The 20,316-nt window shown below is 36.2% G+C and carries 19 protein-coding genes; 3 read left to right on the forward strand and 16 right to left on the reverse strand.

All coding sequences use genetic code 11. The features are described from left to right. Window positions 1-85: 85 nt before the first annotated feature. The 6 genes from JHK64_RS01375 to JHK64_RS01400 form a co-directional block, all read right to left on the reverse strand. A complete protein-coding gene (locus JHK64_RS01375; protein ID WP_199567204.1) occupies window positions 86-778 on the reverse strand; it encodes a methionine ABC transporter permease in 693 nt (230 codons plus the stop codon). Continuing rightward, the gene (locus tag JHK64_RS01380; protein WP_199567205.1) at window positions 779-1,843 is read right to left on the reverse strand and encodes a methionine ABC transporter ATP-binding protein; all 1,065 of its coding nucleotides are present in this window, start codon (window positions 1,841-1,843) and stop codon (window positions 779-781) included. It abuts the gene before it with no gap. 92 nt (window positions 1,844-1,935) lie between these two features. Beyond that, window positions 1,936-2,790 (reverse strand): MetQ/NlpA family ABC transporter substrate-binding protein, encoded by an 855-nt coding sequence (locus JHK64_RS01385; protein ID WP_199567206.1) that lies wholly within the window; start codon window positions 2,788-2,790, stop codon window positions 1,936-1,938. A gap of 182 nt (window positions 2,791-2,972) precedes the next feature. Then, on the reverse strand, window positions 2,973-3,974 hold the full coding sequence (galE, locus tag JHK64_RS01390) for a UDP-glucose 4-epimerase GalE (RefSeq protein ID WP_199567207.1): 1,002 nt from the start codon (window positions 3,972-3,974) through the stop codon (window positions 2,973-2,975). Window position 3,975: 1 nt separating this feature from the next. Next, a complete protein-coding gene (galT, locus tag JHK64_RS01395; protein WP_199567208.1) occupies window positions 3,976-5,460 on the reverse strand; it encodes a UDP-glucose--hexose-1-phosphate uridylyltransferase in 1,485 nt (494 codons plus the stop codon). A 4-nt stretch (window positions 5,461-5,464) separates the two neighbouring features. Continuing rightward, window positions 5,465-6,637 carry a galactokinase gene (locus JHK64_RS01400; protein WP_199567209.1) on the reverse strand — a complete coding sequence of 391 codons (1,173 nt, stop codon included), beginning with the start codon at window positions 6,635-6,637 and terminating at the stop codon, window positions 5,465-5,467. 139 nt (window positions 6,638-6,776) lie between these two features. Between JHK64_RS01400 and JHK64_RS01405 the strand changes: the two genes are divergently transcribed. Further along, a complete protein-coding gene (locus tag JHK64_RS01405) occupies window positions 6,777-7,778 on the forward strand; it encodes a LacI family DNA-binding transcriptional regulator (RefSeq protein ID WP_199567210.1) in 1,002 nt (333 codons plus the stop codon). A 103-nt stretch (window positions 7,779-7,881) separates the two neighbouring features. Here the strand turns inward: JHK64_RS01405 and JHK64_RS01410 are convergent, their stop codons facing one another. The 8 genes from JHK64_RS01410 to rpsF all read right to left on the reverse strand — a co-directional run bounded on the left by JHK64_RS01410 (window position 7,882) and on the right by rpsF (window position 15,617). Beyond that, window positions 7,882-9,525: an ATP-binding cassette domain-containing protein gene (locus tag JHK64_RS01410; RefSeq protein ID WP_199567211.1), complete on the reverse strand. Its 1,644-nt coding sequence runs from the start codon at window positions 9,523-9,525 to the stop codon at window positions 7,882-7,884. 41 nt (window positions 9,526-9,566) lie between these two features. Continuing rightward, window positions 9,567-10,601 carry an aldose epimerase family protein gene (locus JHK64_RS01415; RefSeq protein WP_199567212.1) on the reverse strand — a complete coding sequence of 345 codons (1,035 nt, stop codon included), beginning with the start codon at window positions 10,599-10,601 and terminating at the stop codon, window positions 9,567-9,569. 150 nt (window positions 10,602-10,751) lie between these two features. Further along, window positions 10,752-13,253 (reverse strand): leucine--tRNA ligase, encoded by a 2,502-nt coding sequence (gene leuS / locus JHK64_RS01420; protein WP_199567213.1) that lies wholly within the window; start codon window positions 13,251-13,253, stop codon window positions 10,752-10,754. 99 nt (window positions 13,254-13,352) lie between these two features. Continuing rightward, window positions 13,353-13,853, reverse strand: coding sequence for a hypothetical protein (locus JHK64_RS01425; RefSeq protein WP_199567244.1), 501 nt, complete (start codon window positions 13,851-13,853; stop codon window positions 13,353-13,355). Window positions 13,854-13,935: 82 nt separating this feature from the next. Beyond that, entirely contained in the window at window positions 13,936-14,457 is a 522-nt protein-coding gene (locus tag JHK64_RS01430; RefSeq protein ID WP_199567214.1) for a transcription repressor NadR, read from the reverse strand. Between the two features lie 112 nt (window positions 14,458-14,569). Next, window positions 14,570-14,809, reverse strand: coding sequence for a 30S ribosomal protein S18 (gene rpsR, locus JHK64_RS01435; protein ID WP_018369272.1), 240 nt, complete (start codon window positions 14,807-14,809; stop codon window positions 14,570-14,572). Window positions 14,810-14,841: 32 nt separating this feature from the next. Further along, complete coding sequence (locus JHK64_RS01440) at window positions 14,842-15,315, reverse strand: single-stranded DNA-binding protein (protein ID WP_199567215.1); 474 nt, start codon at window positions 15,313-15,315, stop codon at window positions 14,842-14,844. An 11-nt stretch (window positions 15,316-15,326) separates the two neighbouring features. Continuing rightward, complete coding sequence (rpsF, locus tag JHK64_RS01445) at window positions 15,327-15,617, reverse strand: 30S ribosomal protein S6 (protein WP_199567216.1); 291 nt, start codon at window positions 15,615-15,617, stop codon at window positions 15,327-15,329. Window positions 15,618-15,788: 171 nt separating this feature from the next. Here rpsF and JHK64_RS01450 point away from each other — a divergent pair, with 171 nt between their 5' ends. Further along, window positions 15,789-16,247 carry a LemA family protein gene (locus JHK64_RS01450; RefSeq protein ID WP_199567217.1) on the forward strand — a complete coding sequence of 153 codons (459 nt, stop codon included), beginning with the start codon at window positions 15,789-15,791 and terminating at the stop codon, window positions 16,245-16,247. Between the two features lie 86 nt (window positions 16,248-16,333). Continuing rightward, window positions 16,334-17,500 carry an A/G-specific adenine glycosylase gene (mutY, locus tag JHK64_RS01455; protein ID WP_199567218.1) on the forward strand — a complete coding sequence of 389 codons (1,167 nt, stop codon included), beginning with the start codon at window positions 16,334-16,336 and terminating at the stop codon, window positions 17,498-17,500. A gap of 11 nt (window positions 17,501-17,511) precedes the next feature. On the opposite strand, the gene trxA is transcribed toward mutY, so the two are convergent. Together trxA and JHK64_RS01465 are read right to left on the reverse strand one after the other, a co-directional pair. Beyond that, complete coding sequence (trxA, locus tag JHK64_RS01460; RefSeq protein WP_199567219.1) at window positions 17,512-17,829, reverse strand: thioredoxin; 318 nt, start codon at window positions 17,827-17,829, stop codon at window positions 17,512-17,514. A 71-nt stretch (window positions 17,830-17,900) separates the two neighbouring features. Further along, window positions 17,901-20,228 (reverse strand): endonuclease MutS2, encoded by a 2,328-nt coding sequence (locus JHK64_RS01465; RefSeq protein ID WP_199567220.1) that lies wholly within the window; start codon window positions 20,226-20,228, stop codon window positions 17,901-17,903. Window positions 20,229-20,316: the final 88 nt, after the last annotated feature.

Consider the following 20,316-nt stretch of genomic DNA (forward strand, 5'->3'; position numbering starts at 1 on the left):
TATAACATAACGTCCTCTTAGCTTCTCTAAGAGGACGTTTACTATTTAAAAAGTACTTGCTCTAACAAGCAAGTACTTTTATTTGTTATTTGTGACTAATTTTTTTAGTTAGGAAATCACCCAAGAATTGGACGCCAAAAATGATGAGGAGGATGCAGATGGTAGCGACCCAAGTGACATCGTTGTTGTAGCGATTATAACCATAGGAAATGGCCACATGGCCAAGGCCTCCCGCACCAATTGCTCCAGCCATGGCAGTTTCACCAACTAAAGAGATAATGGTGACTGTTGACACTCGGATAATGTCTGGTAGACCTTCGGTGATATAGATGAGAACAATATCCCAAGTTGTTGCGCCTGAGGCTTGGGCGGCTTCAATCACACCTTTATCTAACTCTGATAAAACTACCTGCACTTGTCTGACAAAAAAAGCAAACACTGCAACAGATAGTGAAATATTGGCGACATCTGGTCCGATAACAGAATTGACTAATAATAGAGCGATAGGAAACATGATGGCTAGTAAAATGATAAAAGGAATAGCTCTAAAAATGGAAATGATTTTATCAAGAACCCAGTAAACATATTTATTTTCTAAAACACCTTGAGGAGCAGTCATCACTAATAATAAGCCTGCGCCTAAACCAAGGCTTCCCCCTATGATAAAGGGAATAATAGTCATATAAAGCGTGTAGTAAATAGCTGTTCCCCAACCATTATCACCACCCCAACCGAGTTGGTAAACATTGGGAAGATAGGTCTGAATTAACTCAATCATTTAACGTCCTCTCTTTAAAATATCTACTGTGACATTGGAAGCATTAATAGCTGACAATGCTTTTTCAAGACTTTCCTCACTACCTTCTAAAATAGCAATCATCTCGCCAACAGGTGTATTGTCCAAAATTTCAATATTACCGTATAAAATATTAGCACTGATATCAAATTGCTTATAAATCCTATTGAGAATAGGTTCGTCTGTTGATGAGCCGACATAATTTAATTTTACCAAGACAGCATTTTTCTGTAATTGTTGTACAATATCTTGTTTTTCAATTTTTGGCAAGGCTTCATCAATACCAGTTGCCACATTGATAAAGTCTTTTGTTAAGGTCTCTTTAGGATGTGAAAATATCTCTAGGATAGAGCCTTCTTCTATCAATTGTCCATTTTGCATAACAGCTACTCGGTGGCAAATATCCTTGACGATTTGCATCTCATGAGTGATTAAAACAATGGTTAAATCTAATTTTTTATTGAGATTTTGTAGTAAGGCTAAAATTTGTTTGGTTGTTTTTGGATCAAGAGCAGATGTTGATTCATCTGAAATCAAAATTTTAGGGTCGTTAGCCAGGGCACGAGCAATGGCAACACGTTGCTTTTGACCACCAGATAATTGTGCAGGGTAACTATCAGAGCGATCCGATAATCCTACTAAATCTAGTAAATCTTGCACTTTTTGTTCTTTTTCAGTCTTACTTAGTGGTGAGTGTTTTAGAGCAAAGGCAATGTTTTCTCTTGCTGTTTTTTGAGCCATGAGATTAAAATGTTGAAAAATCATCCCAATATCACGACGTTTTTCACGCAGTTCTTTGGGACTAATTTGAATCTTGTTTTGGTCAAATGTCACATCACCATCGACGGTGATTTTACCTGCTGTTGGCACTTGTAAAAGATTTATCACGCGCACAAGTGTTGACTTCCCAGCACCTGAATAACCAACAATACCATAAATTTGTCCCTTATCAATCGTTAGACTAACATTTTTAACAGCTTCGATAACCTTATTTTTTTGACGAAAGGTAATGTCAATGTTATCTAAGGAGATAATGGTTTGAGCCATAGTTATTCCCTTTCTTTCATTTCTTTTAAAATCTATTCATTAGAGGATATAAGCAGATTAAGCGTGCTATTCACACGCTTAATTGTCTTATTTTACCAAACTGGTAAGTCAATACCATCTGAAGTCTCTTCGATGATTTTCTTAACATCATCTGTTTGATAAGCTTCTACAACTTTTTTAATCAAGTCTGCTTTTTTAGATTTTTCCCAATCTTTTTGTCCAACAATAATATTAATCCATTGTTTTGAATCATCATTGATTTCTTCTTTAAAGAGTGATGTTTCATAATCAATATTTGCTGGAACAGCATAGCTGTTGTTAACAATAGCTGCATCTGCTGAAATGAGTGAGCGAGCTGTTTGACTAGCTTCAAGTTCTTTAATATCTAAGTTTTTAGGATTTGATTTGATATTAGCAATGGTTGCCAGTTCATCACCTGAAACATCTAACTCAATGAGCCCTGCAGATTGTAAGACGTATAAAGAACGACTTTCGTTAGTAGCATCATTTGGAACAGCAATTTGAGCACCATCTGGCAATTCTGAAACATTTTGATATTTTGCTTTACCAGAAGCATCTGTTCCAGAAAATAGGTGAACTGGACTAATATACGTTTCAGCGATGGTCACTAAATCACCATTATTTTCATCATTCCAATTGTTTAAAAAGTTGTAATGTTGAAAAGCATTAATGTCCACTTCACTATTTGCCAAAGCTTTGTTTGGTTGAGAGTATTCAGTGAATTCTACAAAATCAAGATCGATATCTTCTGATTCCAACAAGTCTTCAATTTTATCCCAACGTGCTTCATCAGATTCTGTCATTGACATCACACCGATTTTTAATGTTTTAGCATCATCGTCATCACTCTTAGCACCGCATGCTGTTAAAATAAATCCGGCCAATAATGTAATCGTCAGTAATGAAACTATTTTTTTAAATGACATAATATTTCCTCTTTTTCTTTTAATAAATGACTGGTCTTATTCTCTCATATCTTATTATAAGAATCAAATTGTTATTCTATTGAATTTGTTATAGTTTTTAACTATATCTAAGTTTATAAAAAATGCCTGCTGTCAAAAACAAGACAGACAAGCATGTTATTTTTAAATCGCAAGAAAAATGGCTATTTTCTATCATCATACCCATCAGGGTGGCTAGAATGCCAAGCCCAAGCTGTTTCAATAATTTTTTTAATATTATCAAACCGAGGCTTCCAGCCTAGAATTTCTCTTGCTTTTTTTGAATCAGCAATAAGGGTATCTGGATCTCCCGGTCTTCTCTCACCAATTTCTGATGGAATGGGATGATTTGTCACTTCTCTAGCAGCTTCTAGGATTTCTAAGTTAGAAAAACCAGTTGATGACCCTAGATTAAAGGCTGTTGAAGGATTACCTTCACGTAAGTAATTAACCGCTAAAATATGAGCATCTGCCAAATCAAAAGGATGAACATAATCTCTAATATTTGTACCATCTGGCGTCTTGTAATCATCACCAAAAATCATGATTTTGTCACGTTTTCCTTGTGCGACTTGTAAGATAATTGGTAAAAGATGGGTTTCAGGTCCATGATCTTCTCCGATAGAACCGTCTGGTTTTGCTCCTGCAACATTAAAATAACGAAGCGCTACTGATTTTAAACCATAGGCACTATCAGCCCATTTCATGATTGTTTCCATCATCAACTTACTTTCTCCGTAAGGATTGATTGGTTTTTGATTATCATCTTCTTGAATTGGCATTTTTTCTGGGATACCATAGGTTGCTGCTGTTGATGAAAAAACAATATTTTTAATCTCACATTCACGCATCACTTCTAGTAGAGAAATCATTCCTGCCGTATTATTATTGAAATATTTTAAAGGATCACTCATCGACTCAGCCACAAGTGAAAAGGCAGCAAAGTGAATAACAGCATCGATATCTGGATGTTTTGAGAAGACTTGTCGCATAAAGTCTTTGTCTGCTAAATCACCTTCATAAAACACCGCATCAGAATGAACAGCATCACGATGACCCGTCACTAAATTATCGACCACAACAACTTGTTCATCCCCTTTTTCAATCAAACGATCAACCATGTGTGATCCAATATAGCCAGCACCACCAAGTACTAAAATAGTCATTTTAATCTCCTTTTATAATCCCAACACTTCTCACGAAAGCCATAAAGGCCTCTTGACCAGCTTTTGTCCGTTTATAGACACCAGCATCTTCAAGAACACGAGCAAAAACAAGACCCATTTCTTGTTTGACAATGTCTGATACTGTCTCTGGGTCAAACTGACCATACTTGGCTTTAATGTCATCAGCCCAAGTTTTGTGATAGTCTTTTAAATCATTTTCTTTTTCCAATAAATAACGTTCAACATCCAAGAGCTCATCTTTTAGACGAGGTGGTAAAATAGCTAACCCCATCACTTCAATGAGTCCAATATTTTCTTTTTTGATGTGTTGTACATCTGGATGTGGGTGATATATCCCGTCTGGAAATTCTTCTGACGTATGATTATCTCTTAAGACAAGATCAAGCTCATATAAACCATTGTTTTTTCTAGCAATGGGAGTAACGGTATGGTGTTCTTCACTGCCGGTCTTTGCAATGATATCTTGGCTCACATCAGAATAATCTTTCCAAGCTAGGCGAATTTTTTCTGCCAAAGCAACTAATTCTTCTTTATGATCACCTCTTAGACGAAGAACAGACATCGGCCACTTCACAATACCAGCTTGAATGTTTTCAAACCCTTCAAATGAAAAAGAATTGTCTAGCGGTGCCACTTCCATCGGAAAAGTGTGTTTGCCTGCTTGGTAATGATTATGTGTCAAAATAGACCCACCAACAATTGGTAAATCGGCATTACTACCAACGAAATAAGTTGGGAAAATATCAACAATGTCTAACAACTGTTCAAAGGTTTTTTGACTAATCACCATAGGAACATGTTCAGTGTTTAACAAGATACTATGTTCATTAAAATAGGCATAAGGTGAATATTGAAATCCCCATTTTTCATCACCTAAATCAAGTCTGATGATGCGATGGTTAGCTCTTGCTGGATGATTGATTCTGCCTTGATAGCCTTCGTTTTCAACACAAAGTTGACACATGGGATAGCTAGTGCTTTTCATTTGTTTTGCCATGGCAATCGCTTTTGGATCTTTTTCAGGCTTTGATAGGTTAATCGTAATCTCTAAATGGCCATAATCAGTCGCCACTTGATAATAAATATTTTTAGCAATAGCTTTTAACTTAATGTAATCATTTTTTTGACTGAGCTGATAAAAATCAGAAATAGCTTGCTTTTTATCAGTTGCATACGTTTGCCAAAAATCATGATTAAGCTGACTAGGTATTGGGGTGATAAAATTCATCAATTCAGCACCTAAGGTATCTTTTTCTTCTTGGAGCACTCCTACTTTACCATTTGTAACAGCTAAGGCAACCAATTCATCTTTTAAAGCAATAAGCTCGGTCAACTCAGTTTCTTTCTGAGTATTTTCTTCTCCTACTAGAGCCAAGATGCGATTTCTTAGATAAATAGCATCTAAAGGCGTGTAATGAGAATTTTCGATAACTTTATCAACAAAGACGTCTATTATTGTTTTCATAGTCTTATTTTCTTGATAGGACACGTGAGCCACCTGCTACTTCAGCTATGTAAAAGTCTGGGGCATAACCAATTTTTTCTGTGTAGATTTTGCCTACATTTTCTTTAAATTGATCAACTTTGTCTTTAGCAACAATAGCAATACCACAGCCACCAAATCCTGCACCTGTCATACGGGCACCAAGTACCCCCTCTTGTTCCCATGCAGTGTGTGCTAAGGTATCAAGTTCGATACCTGTGACTTCATAATCATGCTCTAAAGACACATGAGAAGCATTCACTAGACGACCAAATCTTTCTAAATCACCTGCTGCTAAGGCTTCACGCGCTTCAAGTGTTCTTTGGTTTTCAAGAACAGCGTGACGAGCACGTTTTAGACGATTTTCGTCTTTAATCAAATAAGCATATTCATCAAAAGCTTTGGCATCTAATTCACCAAGTGTTTTAATATCTAAGACAGTGTTTAATTCTTCAACAGCCATCTCACATTCGCTACGGCGCTCGTTGTATTTTGAATCTGCCAATTCGCGACGTTTATTGGTGTTCATGATAACGATAACGTTATCTCCCAAGTCAAGTGGTACTAAGTCATACTCTAAGGTGTTCGTATCAAGATAAATAGCGCGATTATCAGCACCCATACCAATCGCAAATTGATCCATAATGCCTGAGTTAACTCCGATAAAGTTGTTTTCGGTTTGTTTACCAATTTTTACAAGGTCTATGCGTTCTAATTTAAGAGCAAATAATTCTTCTGCAATAATACCAATCAACAGTTCTAATGATGCTGATGATGATAAACCTGCACCATTTGGAATGTTACCATAAACATAGATATCCATACCAAAGTCGATAGTATGACCAGCTTCTTTCAAGAATTTAAGAACACCCTTAGCATAGTTTGTCCAATTGTCTTTCTTGTCAAAAACCAGATTGTTTAAGTCAACTTCAATAATACCTAGATCTTCAAAGTTTGCTGAATAAAAACGTAAGGTTTGATCATCACGTTTTCTAGCTGCACCGTATGTTCCAATAGTGATGGCTGCTGGAAAAACATGGCCGCCATTATAATCAGTATGTTCACCAATCAAATTGATACGTCCTGGTGAGAAAAAAGTGGCATCTGCTTCAGCATTAAAAACAGCTGAAAAAGCTTGTTGTAGTTCTTGAATGTCCATAAGGTTCTCCTTTAAAATTTATGATAATGGTTCATTCTTATTTTACGCTTTAGAAAATCTAAAGTCAATTATTTTAGTAAAATTTTACTAATTTTTTTATTTTTTATGATATAATAAAAACGACTAAAGGAGAAGGGTTATGGCAACGATTAAAGATATCGCTAAAGCAGCAAAGGTCTCAATAGCTACTGTATCACGTGTTCTTAGTCAAGACGACACTCTTTCAGTTAGCCCAAAGACCAGAGAAAAAATTCTAACAGCTGCAGAAAAACTCAACTATACCAAACACCAAAAAAATAGTAAAAAAAATGGTCAGAAAAAAACCATTGCTATTTTGCAGTGGTATAGTGAACAAGAAGAACTTAATGACCTTTATTATTATGCCATTCGTGTTGGCATTGAAAAAAGAGCTCAAGAATTAGGTTATGATATCTTGCGCTTTTTCAATAATGCTATTTTTTCAATAGACACTAATATTGCTGGTATTCTTGCTATTGGCAAATTTAGTCAGAAACAGATTGAAAAATTGGAAAAAATCACTTCAACTTTGATTTTTGTGGATAGTGACACACTGAACTATGGCTATTCGTGTGTTACCACCGACTTTGATAGTTCAGTCATTAATACTATTGATTATTTTTTAAACAAAAATTTATCTGATATTGGGATGATAGCAGGTGAGGAGTCGACTAGTGATGGCTTAGAACATTTAATTGATCAACGTTTTCGAACCTTTAAAAACTACATGAGTGAATTAGGCATCTACAAAGCAAAATCAGTCTATGTAGGACCATTTTCAACCCAGTCTGGCTATAACTTGATGCAAAAAGCCATTCAAGAATTGGGAAATGAACTTCCACAAGCCTTTTTCATAGCTAATGATACTTTGGCTGTTGGGGCTTTAAAGGCCTTACAAGAAGCAAAGATTGCTGTGCCTGAAAGAGTGAGTCTCATTGCCTTTAACGACACCCCTATCACGAAACAAGTTTTTCCAGCCCTATCTAGTGTCACTGTTTATACTGAGGAGATGGGGAAAATCGCAGTCGATTTGATGACACAAACCTTATCGCCAAATCCTCCAAAAATTGCTTCAATGGTTAGACTAGCGACCAAGTTAACCATCAGAGATAGTTGCCTCTAATAAAAAACCACGATATTTATCGTGGTTTTTAAAATATGAAAGGGTTAGTGACATTGTAAACCAAATCTTGATATAAGATTTTTGATAAAATAGTTCTAACTCACTAATGTTTTGCTACAAAATCATCTAAATGTATCTGGCTATCTAATCGTTCTGCCAGTGTTTCCGATAGATGATGTGTTACAAAAAGAATTGTTTTGTTAGGTTGTTTTAAGAGCTCTTCTTCAATCAATTTACGATTATCTTTGTCGATAGCAGATGTTCCTTCGTCAATGAGCCAGACAGGTTTATCCTCCAATAATAATCGTGCCAATAAAATACGCTGTTTTTGACCGCTTGATATATCTTGGGTAATCTGAGATAGCCTTGTTTCTAATCCCTTGTCTAAATCACTGACCCAATTCTTCAAGTGTAAGATATCTAGTACTCGATCAATCTCTGATTGCTCAACTTCTTTTCCTAAAGTCAAATTAAATCTTAGACTTTCATTGAAAATATGGTCATCAGCAGACACATAGCTAATATTGTCGTTTAAGGACTGCCTATCAATCTCTAGAAGAGAAATCCCATTGAAACTGATAGTCCCTGAATCAGGAAAGAGTTCTCCTTTGATAAGTTTGAGGAGTGATGATTTTCCAACTCCCGATGTTCCAGTCAAAGCATATTTTTTATTTTTTTCAAAATGAAGAGTCAGATGCTCAAAAACCACTTGCTGTTCTCTTTTTAGTGTCAACTGATTGAGTGAAATATCTCCATTAACAAAAGAAATGTTCCCAGCTGGTTTAGAAAAATTGTTTAGTTGCCAATCTGCATCAATAGCGTTAAATTTTTCAAAAATCTTATCAACAGATTTAAATTCAGTATAATTGGCTGTTAGTCCTGTCAAACCGGCAAAAATAATTGAAGCAAAATACTGAGAAGAAGAAACACCACCGATAGGCATTAAGCGATAAAAGTAAAGGACGCCTGAATGTATGAGAATGACAATTTGGCTGATGAAACTCGTGCCATTTTGAACAGACATAAGCCCTCCCAATGACTTAGCATAGTCGATTTTGGCATTGGCATATTGATGGGAGAAATTCATGATTTTTCGAGTCATAAATCCAATTTTATTTGCATTTGATAAATTACGGTAACCACTCAACACATCGTCTATAGCTTGAACTAACTCTTCATTTTTTTCAGTGAAGGTTACAGCTTTTTTCTCCATACTTGCTGCAAAAAGTTTTGGCAATTTTACCATCATAAGAAAGAAAATCGCAATAGTAAACAGTAAAGAGTAATGAAAACTTAGAAAAGCTACAATGGCAAAGACAATGTTTAATGCTTGCATGACCATTAATTCCAAGGTTTCAAAACCAAGGTCAATAATGGTGTTAATATCATTAGTCAGCCACGATAGATAAGTGGCTTGATTTTTCTTCTCATAATTAAGAATGCCTGCTTGTTCAAGTTTTAAAGCAATATCCTTTCGAATTTCTATTGCCATCATTTGAATAGCTTTTTCATTAGCCTTGGCTCCTTGATAGATTTGGATAACCCATAAAATATTTACTGCTAAGATAGATAAGCTATAAAGAATAAATCCTTTTAAATCAAAAGATACCAAAGTTGTAATCGCTCGTGCACTTAAAATACCATTTAAAAACACACAAACCGAATTCACTAGAATCCAAAAAAGCCAAATGCTATTCTCTTTTTTACATCTCCATAAATAAGTCTTAATTGTTACTTTATTTTCCAATAAATTCTCCAATCACACTAGTCTCAAATATTTTCTAACAATTATATTTCTTTTGTGTATGAAAAAGTAATGCTATGTGTCACTGTTTCTCCTTTTTTAATAACAGTATTACCAAAATCAGGATGGTTGATGGCATCAGGTAGAGTCTGAGCTTCCATAGCTACACCTTCATGTTTTTTATTTTCAAGACCATGATCTCGTGAAAAATAAACATTGTCTTCAGGGAAGTTAAAAGTATAAACAACTAAGGCGTTTCTATCAGAGTAGATAGAGATGGTATCGTGACTATCTTTATCTCTTAAAACAGCAATCGGTTGATTGTCTTTTGAGCTGACAAGAAAGGCGTCGTCAATACCACCAGTTGCTTCAATGGCAGGAATGAGAGGCTTAAAGCTTCTAAAGTCATAAGGAGTAGCTGCTACTTCTTTTTTCACACCAGTTGGAATGAGGGTGTCATCTGATTCCAGTACCTGTTCTGCATTTATTTTTAATTCATGACTTGACAAATCTTGTTTATCACTAAGATTGAAATAGACATGATTTGTTGGATTAAACAAAGTGTCTTTTGTAACGTCTGTCGCGGTGTAAGAAACGGTTAACTTGTTTTGATTATCTAGTAGGTATAAGGCGGTAACTGTCATATCACCTGGAAAATCATCGATTTCTTCTTTGGCGTGATAGGTGAATTTAACACCTATTTTGTCATTGTCTTCAACCAACTCATAATCCCAATGTTGACGATGAAAACCATTTGGTCCACCATGTAGAGCATTGCCATTATTATTTTGAGCCACTTGATAATCTTGGTCTGAAATACTAAATTGACCATTTTTGATGCGTCCTGCCACACGTCCAATAGACTGACCTGCAGCAATACCGTTTTGATTGTAGTGACTTGGTGTATCAAAACCTAAGACGATATTTTTCTTGGAACCATCTGCTTGAGGGACTAAAAAGGCTTGCCAAGTAGCACCTAAGGTTATTAGATGTGCTTCTACACCATTATCATTGATAAGTCGAATTTGAGTGACTTCTTTATCTTTGATTGTTTCAATCACTTTTGTTGTTATTTCCATAGTAATCTCCTTCAAAAGTTATAACTATTCTTATTGTACAACTTAATATATTAAAAGTAAACGTTTTCTAGTGAATCACCTTTGTATCTAAGGCAAATAGTTTGAATTTTTTCAAAAAAAGCCTAACGACAAACGTTAGACTTTTGATTCTTATTTGACGACAATATTAACCAATTTATTTGGTACAGCAATCACTTTAATAATTGTTTTATCAGCAATGAGTTCAGCAATCTTGTCATCTGATTTAGCTAGTGATTCTAATTCTTCACGGCTGGTATCTTTAGCAATGATTAATTTAGAACGAACCTTGCCATTAATTTGAACAACAATTTCAATCTCATCTTCAATCAATTGTTTTTCATCATAGGTTGGCCATGATTCATAAGCAATCGATTGACCAGTTGGATTGATGTGTTGCCATAGCTCTTCTGCCAGGTGTGGTGCAAATGGTGCTAGAAGCTGAATAAAGCCTTTCGCATCATCAATAAAGAGTTTTTCTTCTTTATTAGCAGCATTGACAAAGACCATCAACTGAGCAATAGCAGTGTTAAATTTCAAGCTTTCAATCTGTTCTGTCACTGCTTTAACTGTTTCGTGGTAAACCTTGGTCAAATGCCCATTGTTTTTCGTTGTTATTTCTTTTGACGTTAACAAACGATAAACACGGTCTAGGAATTTACGACTTCCTTCAAGGCCATCTTCTGACCAAGCAATGCTGGCATCAAGTGGTCCCATGAACATCTCATAAACCCTAAGTGTATCAGCACCATATTTTTCAACCACATCATCAGGATTGATAACATTTTTAAGTGACTTAGACATTTTAGCTGGACCTTGCTCGAGTTTTTCTCCTGTTTCAAGATGGTAGAAAAGACCATCTCTTTCTTCTACCTTATCAGTAGCAACAAGGGCTCCTCTACTATCACGATAGCTTGTCCCTAAAATCATTCCTTGGTTAAACAATTTTTGGAAGGGTTCCTTGGTTGGAACAACGCCGATATCATAGAGAAACTTATGCCAGAATCGTGCATAAAGAAGATGCAATACCGCATGTTCTGCCCCACCAATATAAACATCGACGGGTAGCCATTGTTTTAATAAATCTTCGTCAGCTAATTTCTCATTATTGTGCGGGTCAATATAACGAAGATAGTACCAGCTTGACCCTGCCCATTGAGGCATGGTATTGGTTTCACGACGTCCTTTAACACCATCTTCACGTGTCACAGTGAGCCAGTCAGTCAAGTTGGCAAGTGGGCTTTCTCCAGTACCACTAGGTTTAATATCATCAGTCTTAGGGAGAACCAGTGGCAATTCCTCTTCAGGAATAGCCGTACTAGTGCCATCTTCCCAGTGGATAATTGGAATCGGCTCACCCCAGTAACGTTGGCGACTAAAGAGCCAGTCACGCAAACGATAACTAATTTTTTGAGAACCAATTTTCTTGTCTTCAAGCCAAGACACCATCTTTGTAATGGCTTCTTCTTTTCCAAGACCATCTAGGAAGTCAGAATTGATGTGAGGACCATCCTCTGTAAAGGCAGCTTGGGTGACATCACCACCTTCAAGAACAGGAATGATTGCTAAGTCAAACTGTTTTGCAAACTCAAAGTCACGTTGGTCGTGAGCAGGCACTGCCATAATCGCACCTGTACCATAGCTTGCTAGGACATAGTCAGCAATCCAGATAGGCATTTCTTTCCCGTTGACAGGATTAACCGCATAACTTCCAGTCCAAACACCTGTTTTTTCTTTGGCCAAATCCGTTCTAGCCAAATCAGATTTCAAACTGGCTTGTTTTTGATAAGCTTGAACAGCTTCTTTTTGCTCACTTGTCGTAATCTTATCAACCAAGTCATGCTCTGGTGCTAGTACTGCATAAGTGGCACCAAACAATGTATCAGGACGAGTGGTAAAGACGGTAAAGGCTTGCTCTGTATCCTTGACTTTAAAGGTAACATTGGCACCCGTTGATTTACCAATCCAGTTGCGTTGCATGTCTTTAATCGATTCAGGCCAGTCAAGGTCGTCCAAATCAGTCAGCAAACGTTCTGCGTAAGCAGTGATTTTAAGCATCCATTGACGCATTGGTTTACGAACAACAGGATAACCACCGCGCTCAGAAGTGCCATCAGGCAAGACCTCTTCGTTGGCAATAGCAGTTCCAAGCTCTTCCACCCAGTTAACCGGTACTTCGGCTTCATAAGCCAAACCTTTTTCATAGAGTTTGGTGAAAATCCATTGCGTCCATTTGTAGTAGTTAGGATCAGTCGTATTGACCTCACGATCCCAGTCATAAGAAAAGCCAAGAGCGTTAATTTGACGCTTGAAGTTAGCAATATTTCTTGCAGTAAATTCAGCTGGATCATTACCTGTATCGATGGCATATTGCTCAGCAGGCAGACCAAAAGCATCCCAACCCATAGGATGTAAAACATTATAGCCTTGTGCTCTCTTATAACGACTCAAAATATCAGTAGCCGTATAACCCTCAGGATGCCCGACATGAAGCCCCGCACCACTTGGGTATGGAAACATATCTAACGCATAAAAACTAGGTTTATTCTTATCCGTTCCCGTTTTAAACGTGTGATTTTCAGCCCAGTAGGCTTGCCATTTCTTTTCAATAGCCTTGTGATTGTAATATACCATAGTATTCTCCATTAAATGTAGTGTTTTTATTATAGCATGTTTTTGTGAATTTTTTAAATCAATTATCAAAAAAGCACCGTTTGACACGGTGCTTTTTGTTTAAGCTTTTTTCTTCGTCATAAAATGCCAACAGATTCTTGCTAGGTAAAAATCTATCGTTCCATGAACCAGTGTTCCAAAACCAACCAACCATAGCATAGTTAACCAGTAGTTTGAATCGACTTGTGAGCCTGTTGTTAACACAATCACCACCAAAAATTCTGCTAAGCCATGGATAAGGTTAATGATTATGGCAAATAACAAGGTTGTCAAGGATTTGGTAAATGTGACTATTCGTTTTTTGATTAAAAAGGCACCAATGCTTGCAAAAATGACATGGGAAAGTGCTCTAAAAACAATGATAATTGGAAATCCTGCCATAAAAAAACCTAATGTACTACCAAGCGATACGAAAATAGCAACGCTTGGTGAGATAAACATAGCAATAAAAATCGGCACATGGCTAGTAAGAGTAAATGAAGCTGGTCCAATAATGATTTTGGCTGGCATAACGATAGGGATCAAAATAGCAAAAGCTGTTAATAAGGCACTTAAAGCCATCTTTTGAGTTCTTTTACGATTCACTTGTCATCTCCTTTAAGTTGATAACAAGTATTTTATCATGTGTCTTGACACATGTCAATTATGTTAATAAAATATTTTCTTTTTTAAGTATTTCAAGAATCTTTTCACACACTGCTTTTGATGGACATGAAATGGTATGATTATGAATACCATGCGTCAAATGGCTCAATAAAGCACCTTGATGTTCTTTGACTTGTTGAGTAAAGTATTTTATATCATCTTTTGTAGCAATATTTAATGTCGCTGTTAGAATACCATAAAGAGGGTGTTCAATCTCAACATCCAAAACTTGACCGCCACCACTGACAATAATGTCTAATTCTTTTGCCACTTGTTCTTCTGAATGTTGACAGGCTATTTTTTTAATGTATTGAGTCTTTGGTTTTGGTAGATTATTAACCAACAAATAACCTCTATGAGTCGCCATTATATCTATGTTACTGGCTCTTAGTAGGGCAATATCACCAACAATGACTTGTCGACTGACACCTAATTCTTTGGCGAGTTTTGTTGCAGAAATAGGGGAGGGTTTTTCTTTTAAAATGGCTACTATCTGATCACGTCTTTGACTTGCTTTCATTTGCTTTTCCTTTTCTTATCACATAATCATTTAAAATGATGAAGTAGAAATGATTTTCCAAGATAATAATAACATAAAAAAGAGATGGCATAAAGCCATCTCCTTGTTATTATTAATCTTCAGTAACGAAAGGCATAAGAGCCATAACACGTGCACGTTTAATTGCAGTTGTTACTTTACGTTGATTTTTAGCTGATGTTCCAGTCACACGACGTGGAAGAATTTTTCCACGCTCAGAAACGAAACGGCTAAGCAATTCAGTATCTTTATAATCAACATATTCAATTTTGTTAGCTGCGATATAATCAACTTTTTTACGGCGTTTGAAACCGCCACGACGTTGTTGAGCCATATTTTTCTCCTTATATACTTTTAATCATCCTCTTAGAATGGTAAATCATCATCAGAAATTTCAATCGGATTGGCATTGCCAAACGGACTGTCGTCTCTTCCAAAGTTAGGTGTTTGAGCTTGTGAAGTAGGTTGTGGACTTGCTGGTGATGGATTATAACCACCAGTGCTTGCTCCTTCACGTGTAGCACGACTTTCCAAGATTTGGAAACTGTCAGCGACAACTTCAGTCACATACACACGCTGACCTTGTTGATTGTCATAGTTACGTGTTTGAATACGACCAGTAACACCTAATAAAGTCCCTTTTTTAGCCCAATTAGCTAAATTCTCAGCTTGTTGGCGCCAAATAACAACATTAATAAAATCGGCATCACGTTCACCATTTTGATTTTTAAAATTACGGTTAACGGCCAAAGTAAAAGTTGCCACGGCTTGATTACTTGGTGTGTATCGAAGTTCTGCATCTCTGGTCATACGACCTACTAGTACTACATTATTAATCATAAACTACCTTCTTATGCGTCAAGTTTAACAATCATGTGACGAAGAATGTCACCATTGATTTTTGAAAGACGGTCAAACTCTTTAATAGCAACATCGTTGTCTGCTTCAACAGTAACGATGTGGTATAGGCCTTCACGGAAATCTTGGATTTCGTAGGCAAGACGACGTTTTTCCCAATCTTTTGATTCAACAACAGTTGCACCGTTGTCTGTCAAGATAGCGTCAAAACGTGCTACCAAAGCAGTTTTTGCTTCTTCTTCAATGTTTGGACGAATGATATAAAGAATTTCGTATTTAGTCATTGATATTTTCCTCCTTTTGGTCTAATGACTCATGATCCTTGTCATGAGTAAGTGAGGGATTCTCACAAGACACTATTATACAGGATACTGGCTTATTTTGCAAGTAAAATATAGTCCTTTCCTTAGAAAAATGTTATAATAGTTTCAAAACAAAGGAAAGATTTGATACGTATGACTGATAAAAAAAGAAAAGTGAAACGATTTAGTGTGATGACTTATATTTGGCAATTTTTTGCGTCTTTTATTATTTTCAGTATTATCTTTGAAATACTCTTTGATAATTTTGAAATGATTGATGATTTTCCAGAACGTTTAGCAGGATTATTTGCCGTCTTTACGCCAATCATTTTGTTGATATCAAAGCAAGCTAATGCCATCACCCAACTTGAGCAACGATTAGCATCCTATAATAACAACATTATGATGACGGAAGATCAGATTCGATTACTTAAAAAAGAAGATGACAAAGAAGCATTAGAAGACGCAACAGATAAACTCTATCAGTATAAAGTGTCTTATAATGAGACTATAGAATCTTATAATAGTGCCATCAATCTCCTACCATTTAAGTTTTTCAAACAAGTCTTTGGTCACAGAGAAAAAAGTTATTTTTCTGATTTTGACTTTTAAATACTTTAAAAGATGATAACGTCATCTTTTTTTATTAGCATTTATCAGGATTTTCAAAAAAAGAAAGATTTTGCTAAAATAAGATTATGTTAGATTTAAATAATTATGGCATCACAATGTGGAATGATGAGAAAATAGCTTCTTTTAGAAGAACGCTTTTAGCTTGGTATGATGAAAACAAGCGTGATTTGCCCTGGCGCAGAACCAAAAACCCCTATCATATTTGGGTATCAGAGATAATGCTTCAGCAAACACAAGTAATCACAGTTATTCCTTATTACACTAGGTTTTTAGAGTGGTTTCCAACTATTTCCGATTTGGCTAAAGCGCCCGAAGAAAAGATTTTGAAGGCTTGGGAAGGACTTGGCTACTATTCACGCGTTAAAAATATGCAAAAAGCTGCCCAGCAAGTAGAGGAAGTTTTTTCTGGTCAGTTTCCCAGTCACTATCAAGATATCCTCAGTCTAAAAGGGATTGGTCCATACACCGCTGGTGCTATTGCAAGTATTGCTTTTCAAGAACCAACTCCTGCCGTTGATGGCAATGTTATGCGTGTTTTAGCTCGTCTTTTTGAAGTAGATTATGATATCGGTGACCCAAAAAATATTAAACTATTTCAAGCTATAATGACTCGATTAATTGACCCAGAGCGACCTGGTGATTTCAATCAAGCTTTTATGGATTTAGGAACAGATATCGAATCAGCCAAAAATCCGCGTCCTGATGAGAGCCCTATTCGTTTTTTTAGTGGTGCCTACCTCCATGGAACAATGGACAAATATCCCATTAAAAAACCTAAGAAGAAACCTCGTCCCATCCACCTAGAAGCCTTTATTATTCAAAACCAAAAAGGAGAATACCTTCTTGAAAAAAATACCCAAGATAAATTATTGGGCGGTTTTTGGTCTTTTCCTATGCTTGAAAAAAAAGTCATCGAGACACAACTTGATTTATTTGATACAGATAACTCTAGGCCCGTAGATTTCAAATCTCAAAAAGAGAGTTTTTTAGAGAAATATCCTTTAAAAATCACTTGGAGTGATTACACTTTTCCCCTTGTTAAGCATGTTTTTAGCCATCAAAAATGGGAAGTGGAATTGATAGAAGGTAAGGCATTATCAGATCAACTGTCATCCGAGAAAGTTCTTATTTGGTTGCCTGAAAAAGAATTTTCCAATTATCCCTTTGCAACACCGCAAAAGAAAATGTGGCAAACTTATCAAAAAATAAAACAAGAAAAAAGAGCTAAATAGTTAGCTCTTTTTTAGTTGCTTAATTCTGCAACAATTGCTTTGATTTGATTTTTATTGTGAACACCTGCAACTTGTTTAACCACTTGGCCATCTTTTTTAAAGAGCAAGGTTGGAATGCTCATAATTCCAAATTTTTGAGCTGTTGCTGGGTTTTGATCGACATCAAGTTTCACAATTTTAAGCTCGTCTTCTGACAATTCTTCAGCAATTTGTTCTAAGATAGGTGCTTGCATTAAACAAGGACCACACCAAGTTGCCCAAAAGTCAACAAGAACGATTCCGTCTTTTGTTTCTTCTTCAAAGGTTGCATCTGTTACTATTTTAACCATTTCAATTCTCCTTTATTTTTTTACAGTACTATTTTACAGTAAAATAATCAGTTTGACCACTATTTGATACGCTAACCAAAATTAACGATAGTAACACCTGATCCACCAGCGTTTTGAGGCGCATAACCAAAGCTTTTAACATGCTTGTTGCGTCTTAAATACTTGGTGACTCCTTCACGAATAACTCCTGTGCCAATCCCATGAATAATATCCACTTGAGCCATATTATTTAATAGAGCTTGGTCAATAAAAGCATCTAGTTCTTGCATGGCTTCTTCATAACGCTTACCACGTAAGTCCAGTCGAGCTTGTGGTGAATGATGGCCCATTTTTTTAACGACTTGTACTTGTTTTTTCGTGGTCGTCGTTTTTTCTTCTTTGACCAAATTAAACTCATCTTCTGAAAGGGTCATTTTAATCAAGCCAATTTGAGCTTCCCAGCGACCGTCTTTTAATTGATTGATCAGAGTGCCACGCTGACCATAACTAATAACGATAATATCATCACCCACACGCGCAGCACGCGCTTTTTTTACCTTTTTTAAGACCTTATTTTTTGACAAATCGAGTTCTGGAACCAGTTTTTTCAGCTGAGTTTTAGCTTCAATAATTTCATGCGCTTTTAGTTGTGACTTGTCATGTAGTTGTTTAAGAATGGCTTCACTTTCTGAAAGAGCCATATCCACAATCTCTCTGGCTTCCTCAGTCGCTTTTTCCAGTTCTTTTTCTTTTTCGTGATTAAATTCATTGTAGAGTTTTTTCACCGCACGGTTAAATTTGAGGTTTTCTTGTTCAACCTCTTTAATATTATCTAAACGACGTCTACTTTCTATCGTTTGTTGCTCCAATCGTTCAATGATACGATTGACATCACTGTCTTGATTGGTCATTTGATTGGCTTCTGAAATAATGATTTCTGATAATCCTAGACGTCTTGCGATTTCAAAAGCGTTTGAGCGACCTGGGACACCTTGCATGAAATGATAGGTAGGACTTAACGTCACAATATCAAACTCCATACTAGCATTTTCAACGTTTTTTGTTTCAATCCCATAAGCCTTCAGTTCTGGGTAGTGAGTCGTTGCCATTGTTTTGATGTCTGATAGACGTAAATGTTCTAAAATAGCAATCGCAAGACTAGCTCCTTCTTGTGGATCAGTTCCTGCGCCAATCTCGTCAAATAAGACTAAGGACTTGTTATCTGCTTGGTTCAAGATAGAAACGATATTGGTCATATGGCTTGAAAACGTCGAAAGACTTTGTTCGATGGATTGCTCATCACCAATATCAGCAAAAATCTGATTGAAGATAGTCACCTTACTACCTTTCTCCGCCCAGACAGGTAAACCCGATTGTGCCATTAGCTGCGCTAAACCTAATGTTTTTAACATAATCGTCTTACCACCAGTATTTGGACCAGTAATCACAATGGTGTTCAATTCTTTTGTAAAGTGGATATCATTAGCAACAGGATTTTCAATCAAGGGATGACGAGCATTCAAAAGCGTTATCGAATGATCAGTCGTAATCGTTGGAATACTTGCCTTATGTTCAACCATATAAAGGTATTTAGCTCGCAAAAAATCAAGATGGCCAATTAGCCAAGCATTGTTTCTAATCTCAGAGACATGTTCTCTAAGCATAGCTGAGAGTTGACGTAAGATATTGGCTATCTCGTATCGTTCATCAGCTCTAGCTTGAGTAATTTCTTCATTTAATTTTACCACCGCTCGTGGTTCAATATAGACGGTATTGCCTGAAGCAGAAATGTCATGAACAACTCCTGAAATACGATTTCTAAAGGTGTTTTTAACAGGCAAAACACTTCTACCATTACGGCTTGCAATCAAACTTTCTGAGAGTAAATCGCCTTGGTTTTTTAAGATTTCTTGCAGGGTCTGTCTGACTTGACGTTCTTCTTGTTGGATAATCCTACGAATTCTGATGAGTTCAGGACTTGCAAAATCTTCAATAAAGCCAGCATCATTAATCGCTTCAAGACTCCCTTGCAGAGCAGGAAAAGGATTAATCTTGTTAAAAAGTTCTTCTAAGAAGTCAAGGGTGACATTTTCTAAATCCTCATGAAAAGCTTTTAGTTCCGATGAGATTTTCAATATTTTTTTAACATCCAATATCTCTTGGATATTAAGATCAGCCTCTAATTCTAACCGTTTTAAACTATGTGAAATGTCTTCAGTAGAACCGATTGAAAAGCCTTGTGAGTTGGTGAAAATATCCGCCATCTCAGAAAGTTCGGTAAAACTTTTTTCAATCTTTTCTCGTTCACTACTTGGCGCTAAATGAAGTAGTTCTTCGTGACCTTGTTTGGTCTTTAAAAAAGACTCTAGTCTTTTTTTAACTTTGTTAAATTCTAAATCGTCTAATATTTTTGTATTCATGCTTATATTATAGCAGAAAAAACCGCCCTTTCGATGTTTGATGATTGAGACCCTTTTACCAAAAAATCTCTTATTTCTCAGATTTTAG

Origin of the sequence: Streptococcus zalophi, from assembly GCF_016481285.1 — a bacterium.
GTDB classification, from domain to species: domain Bacteria; phylum Bacillota; class Bacilli; order Lactobacillales; family Streptococcaceae; genus Streptococcus; species Streptococcus zalophi.

Bases quoted from the DNA above. Each gene is read 5' to 3' on its own strand.
- rpsF (WP_199567216.1), bottom strand. From the start codon at position 15,617: ATGACTAAATACGAAATTCTTTATATCATTCGTCCAAACATTGAAGAA.
- JHK64_RS01425 (WP_199567244.1), bottom strand. From the start codon at position 13,853: ATGGCTTTAAGTGCCTTATTAACAGCTTTTGCTATTTTGATCCCTATC.
- galE (WP_199567207.1), bottom strand. From the start codon at position 3,974: ATGACTATTTTAGTACTTGGTGGTGCTGGCTATATTGGATCACACATG.
- JHK64_RS01400 (WP_199567209.1), bottom strand. From the start codon at position 6,637: ATGGACATTCAAGAACTACAACAAGCTTTTTCAGCTGTTTTTAATGCT.
- leuS (WP_199567213.1), bottom strand. From the start codon at position 13,253: ATGGTATATTACAATCACAAGGCTATTGAAAAGAAATGGCAAGCCTAC.
- JHK64_RS01405 (WP_199567210.1), top strand. From the start codon at position 6,777: ATGGCAACGATTAAAGATATCGCTAAAGCAGCAAAGGTCTCAATAGCT.
- JHK64_RS01380 (WP_199567205.1), bottom strand. From the start codon at position 1,843: ATGGCTCAAACCATTATCTCCTTAGATAACATTGACATTACCTTTCGT.
- JHK64_RS01450 (WP_199567217.1), top strand. From the start codon at position 15,789: ATGACTGATAAAAAAAGAAAAGTGAAACGATTTAGTGTGATGACTTAT.
- JHK64_RS01415 (WP_199567212.1), bottom strand. From the start codon at position 10,601: ATGGAAATAACAACAAAAGTGATTGAAACAATCAAAGATAAAGAAGTC.
- JHK64_RS01375 (WP_199567204.1), bottom strand. From the start codon at position 778: ATGATTGAGTTAATTCAGACCTATCTTCCCAATGTTTACCAACTCGGT.
- rpsR (WP_018369272.1), bottom strand. From the start codon at position 14,809: ATGGCTCAACAACGTCGTGGCGGTTTCAAACGCCGTAAAAAAGTTGAT.
- trxA (WP_199567219.1), bottom strand. From the start codon at position 17,829: ATGGTTAAAATAGTAACAGATGCAACCTTTGAAGAAGAAACAAAAGAC.
- JHK64_RS01440 (WP_199567215.1), bottom strand. From the start codon at position 15,315: ATGATTAATAATGTAGTACTAGTAGGTCGTATGACCAGAGATGCAGAA.
- JHK64_RS01385 (WP_199567206.1), bottom strand. From the start codon at position 2,790: ATGTCATTTAAAAAAATAGTTTCATTACTGACGATTACATTATTGGCC.
- mutY (WP_199567218.1), top strand. From the start codon at position 16,334: ATGTTAGATTTAAATAATTATGGCATCACAATGTGGAATGATGAGAAA.
- JHK64_RS01465 (WP_199567220.1), bottom strand. From the start codon at position 20,228: ATGAATACAAAAATATTAGACGATTTAGAATTTAACAAAGTTAAAAAA.
- JHK64_RS01430 (WP_199567214.1), bottom strand. From the start codon at position 14,457: ATGAAAGCAAGTCAAAGACGTGATCAGATAGTAGCCATTTTAAAAGAA.
- galT (WP_199567208.1), bottom strand. From the start codon at position 5,460: ATGAAAACAATAATAGACGTCTTTGTTGATAAAGTTATCGAAAATTCT.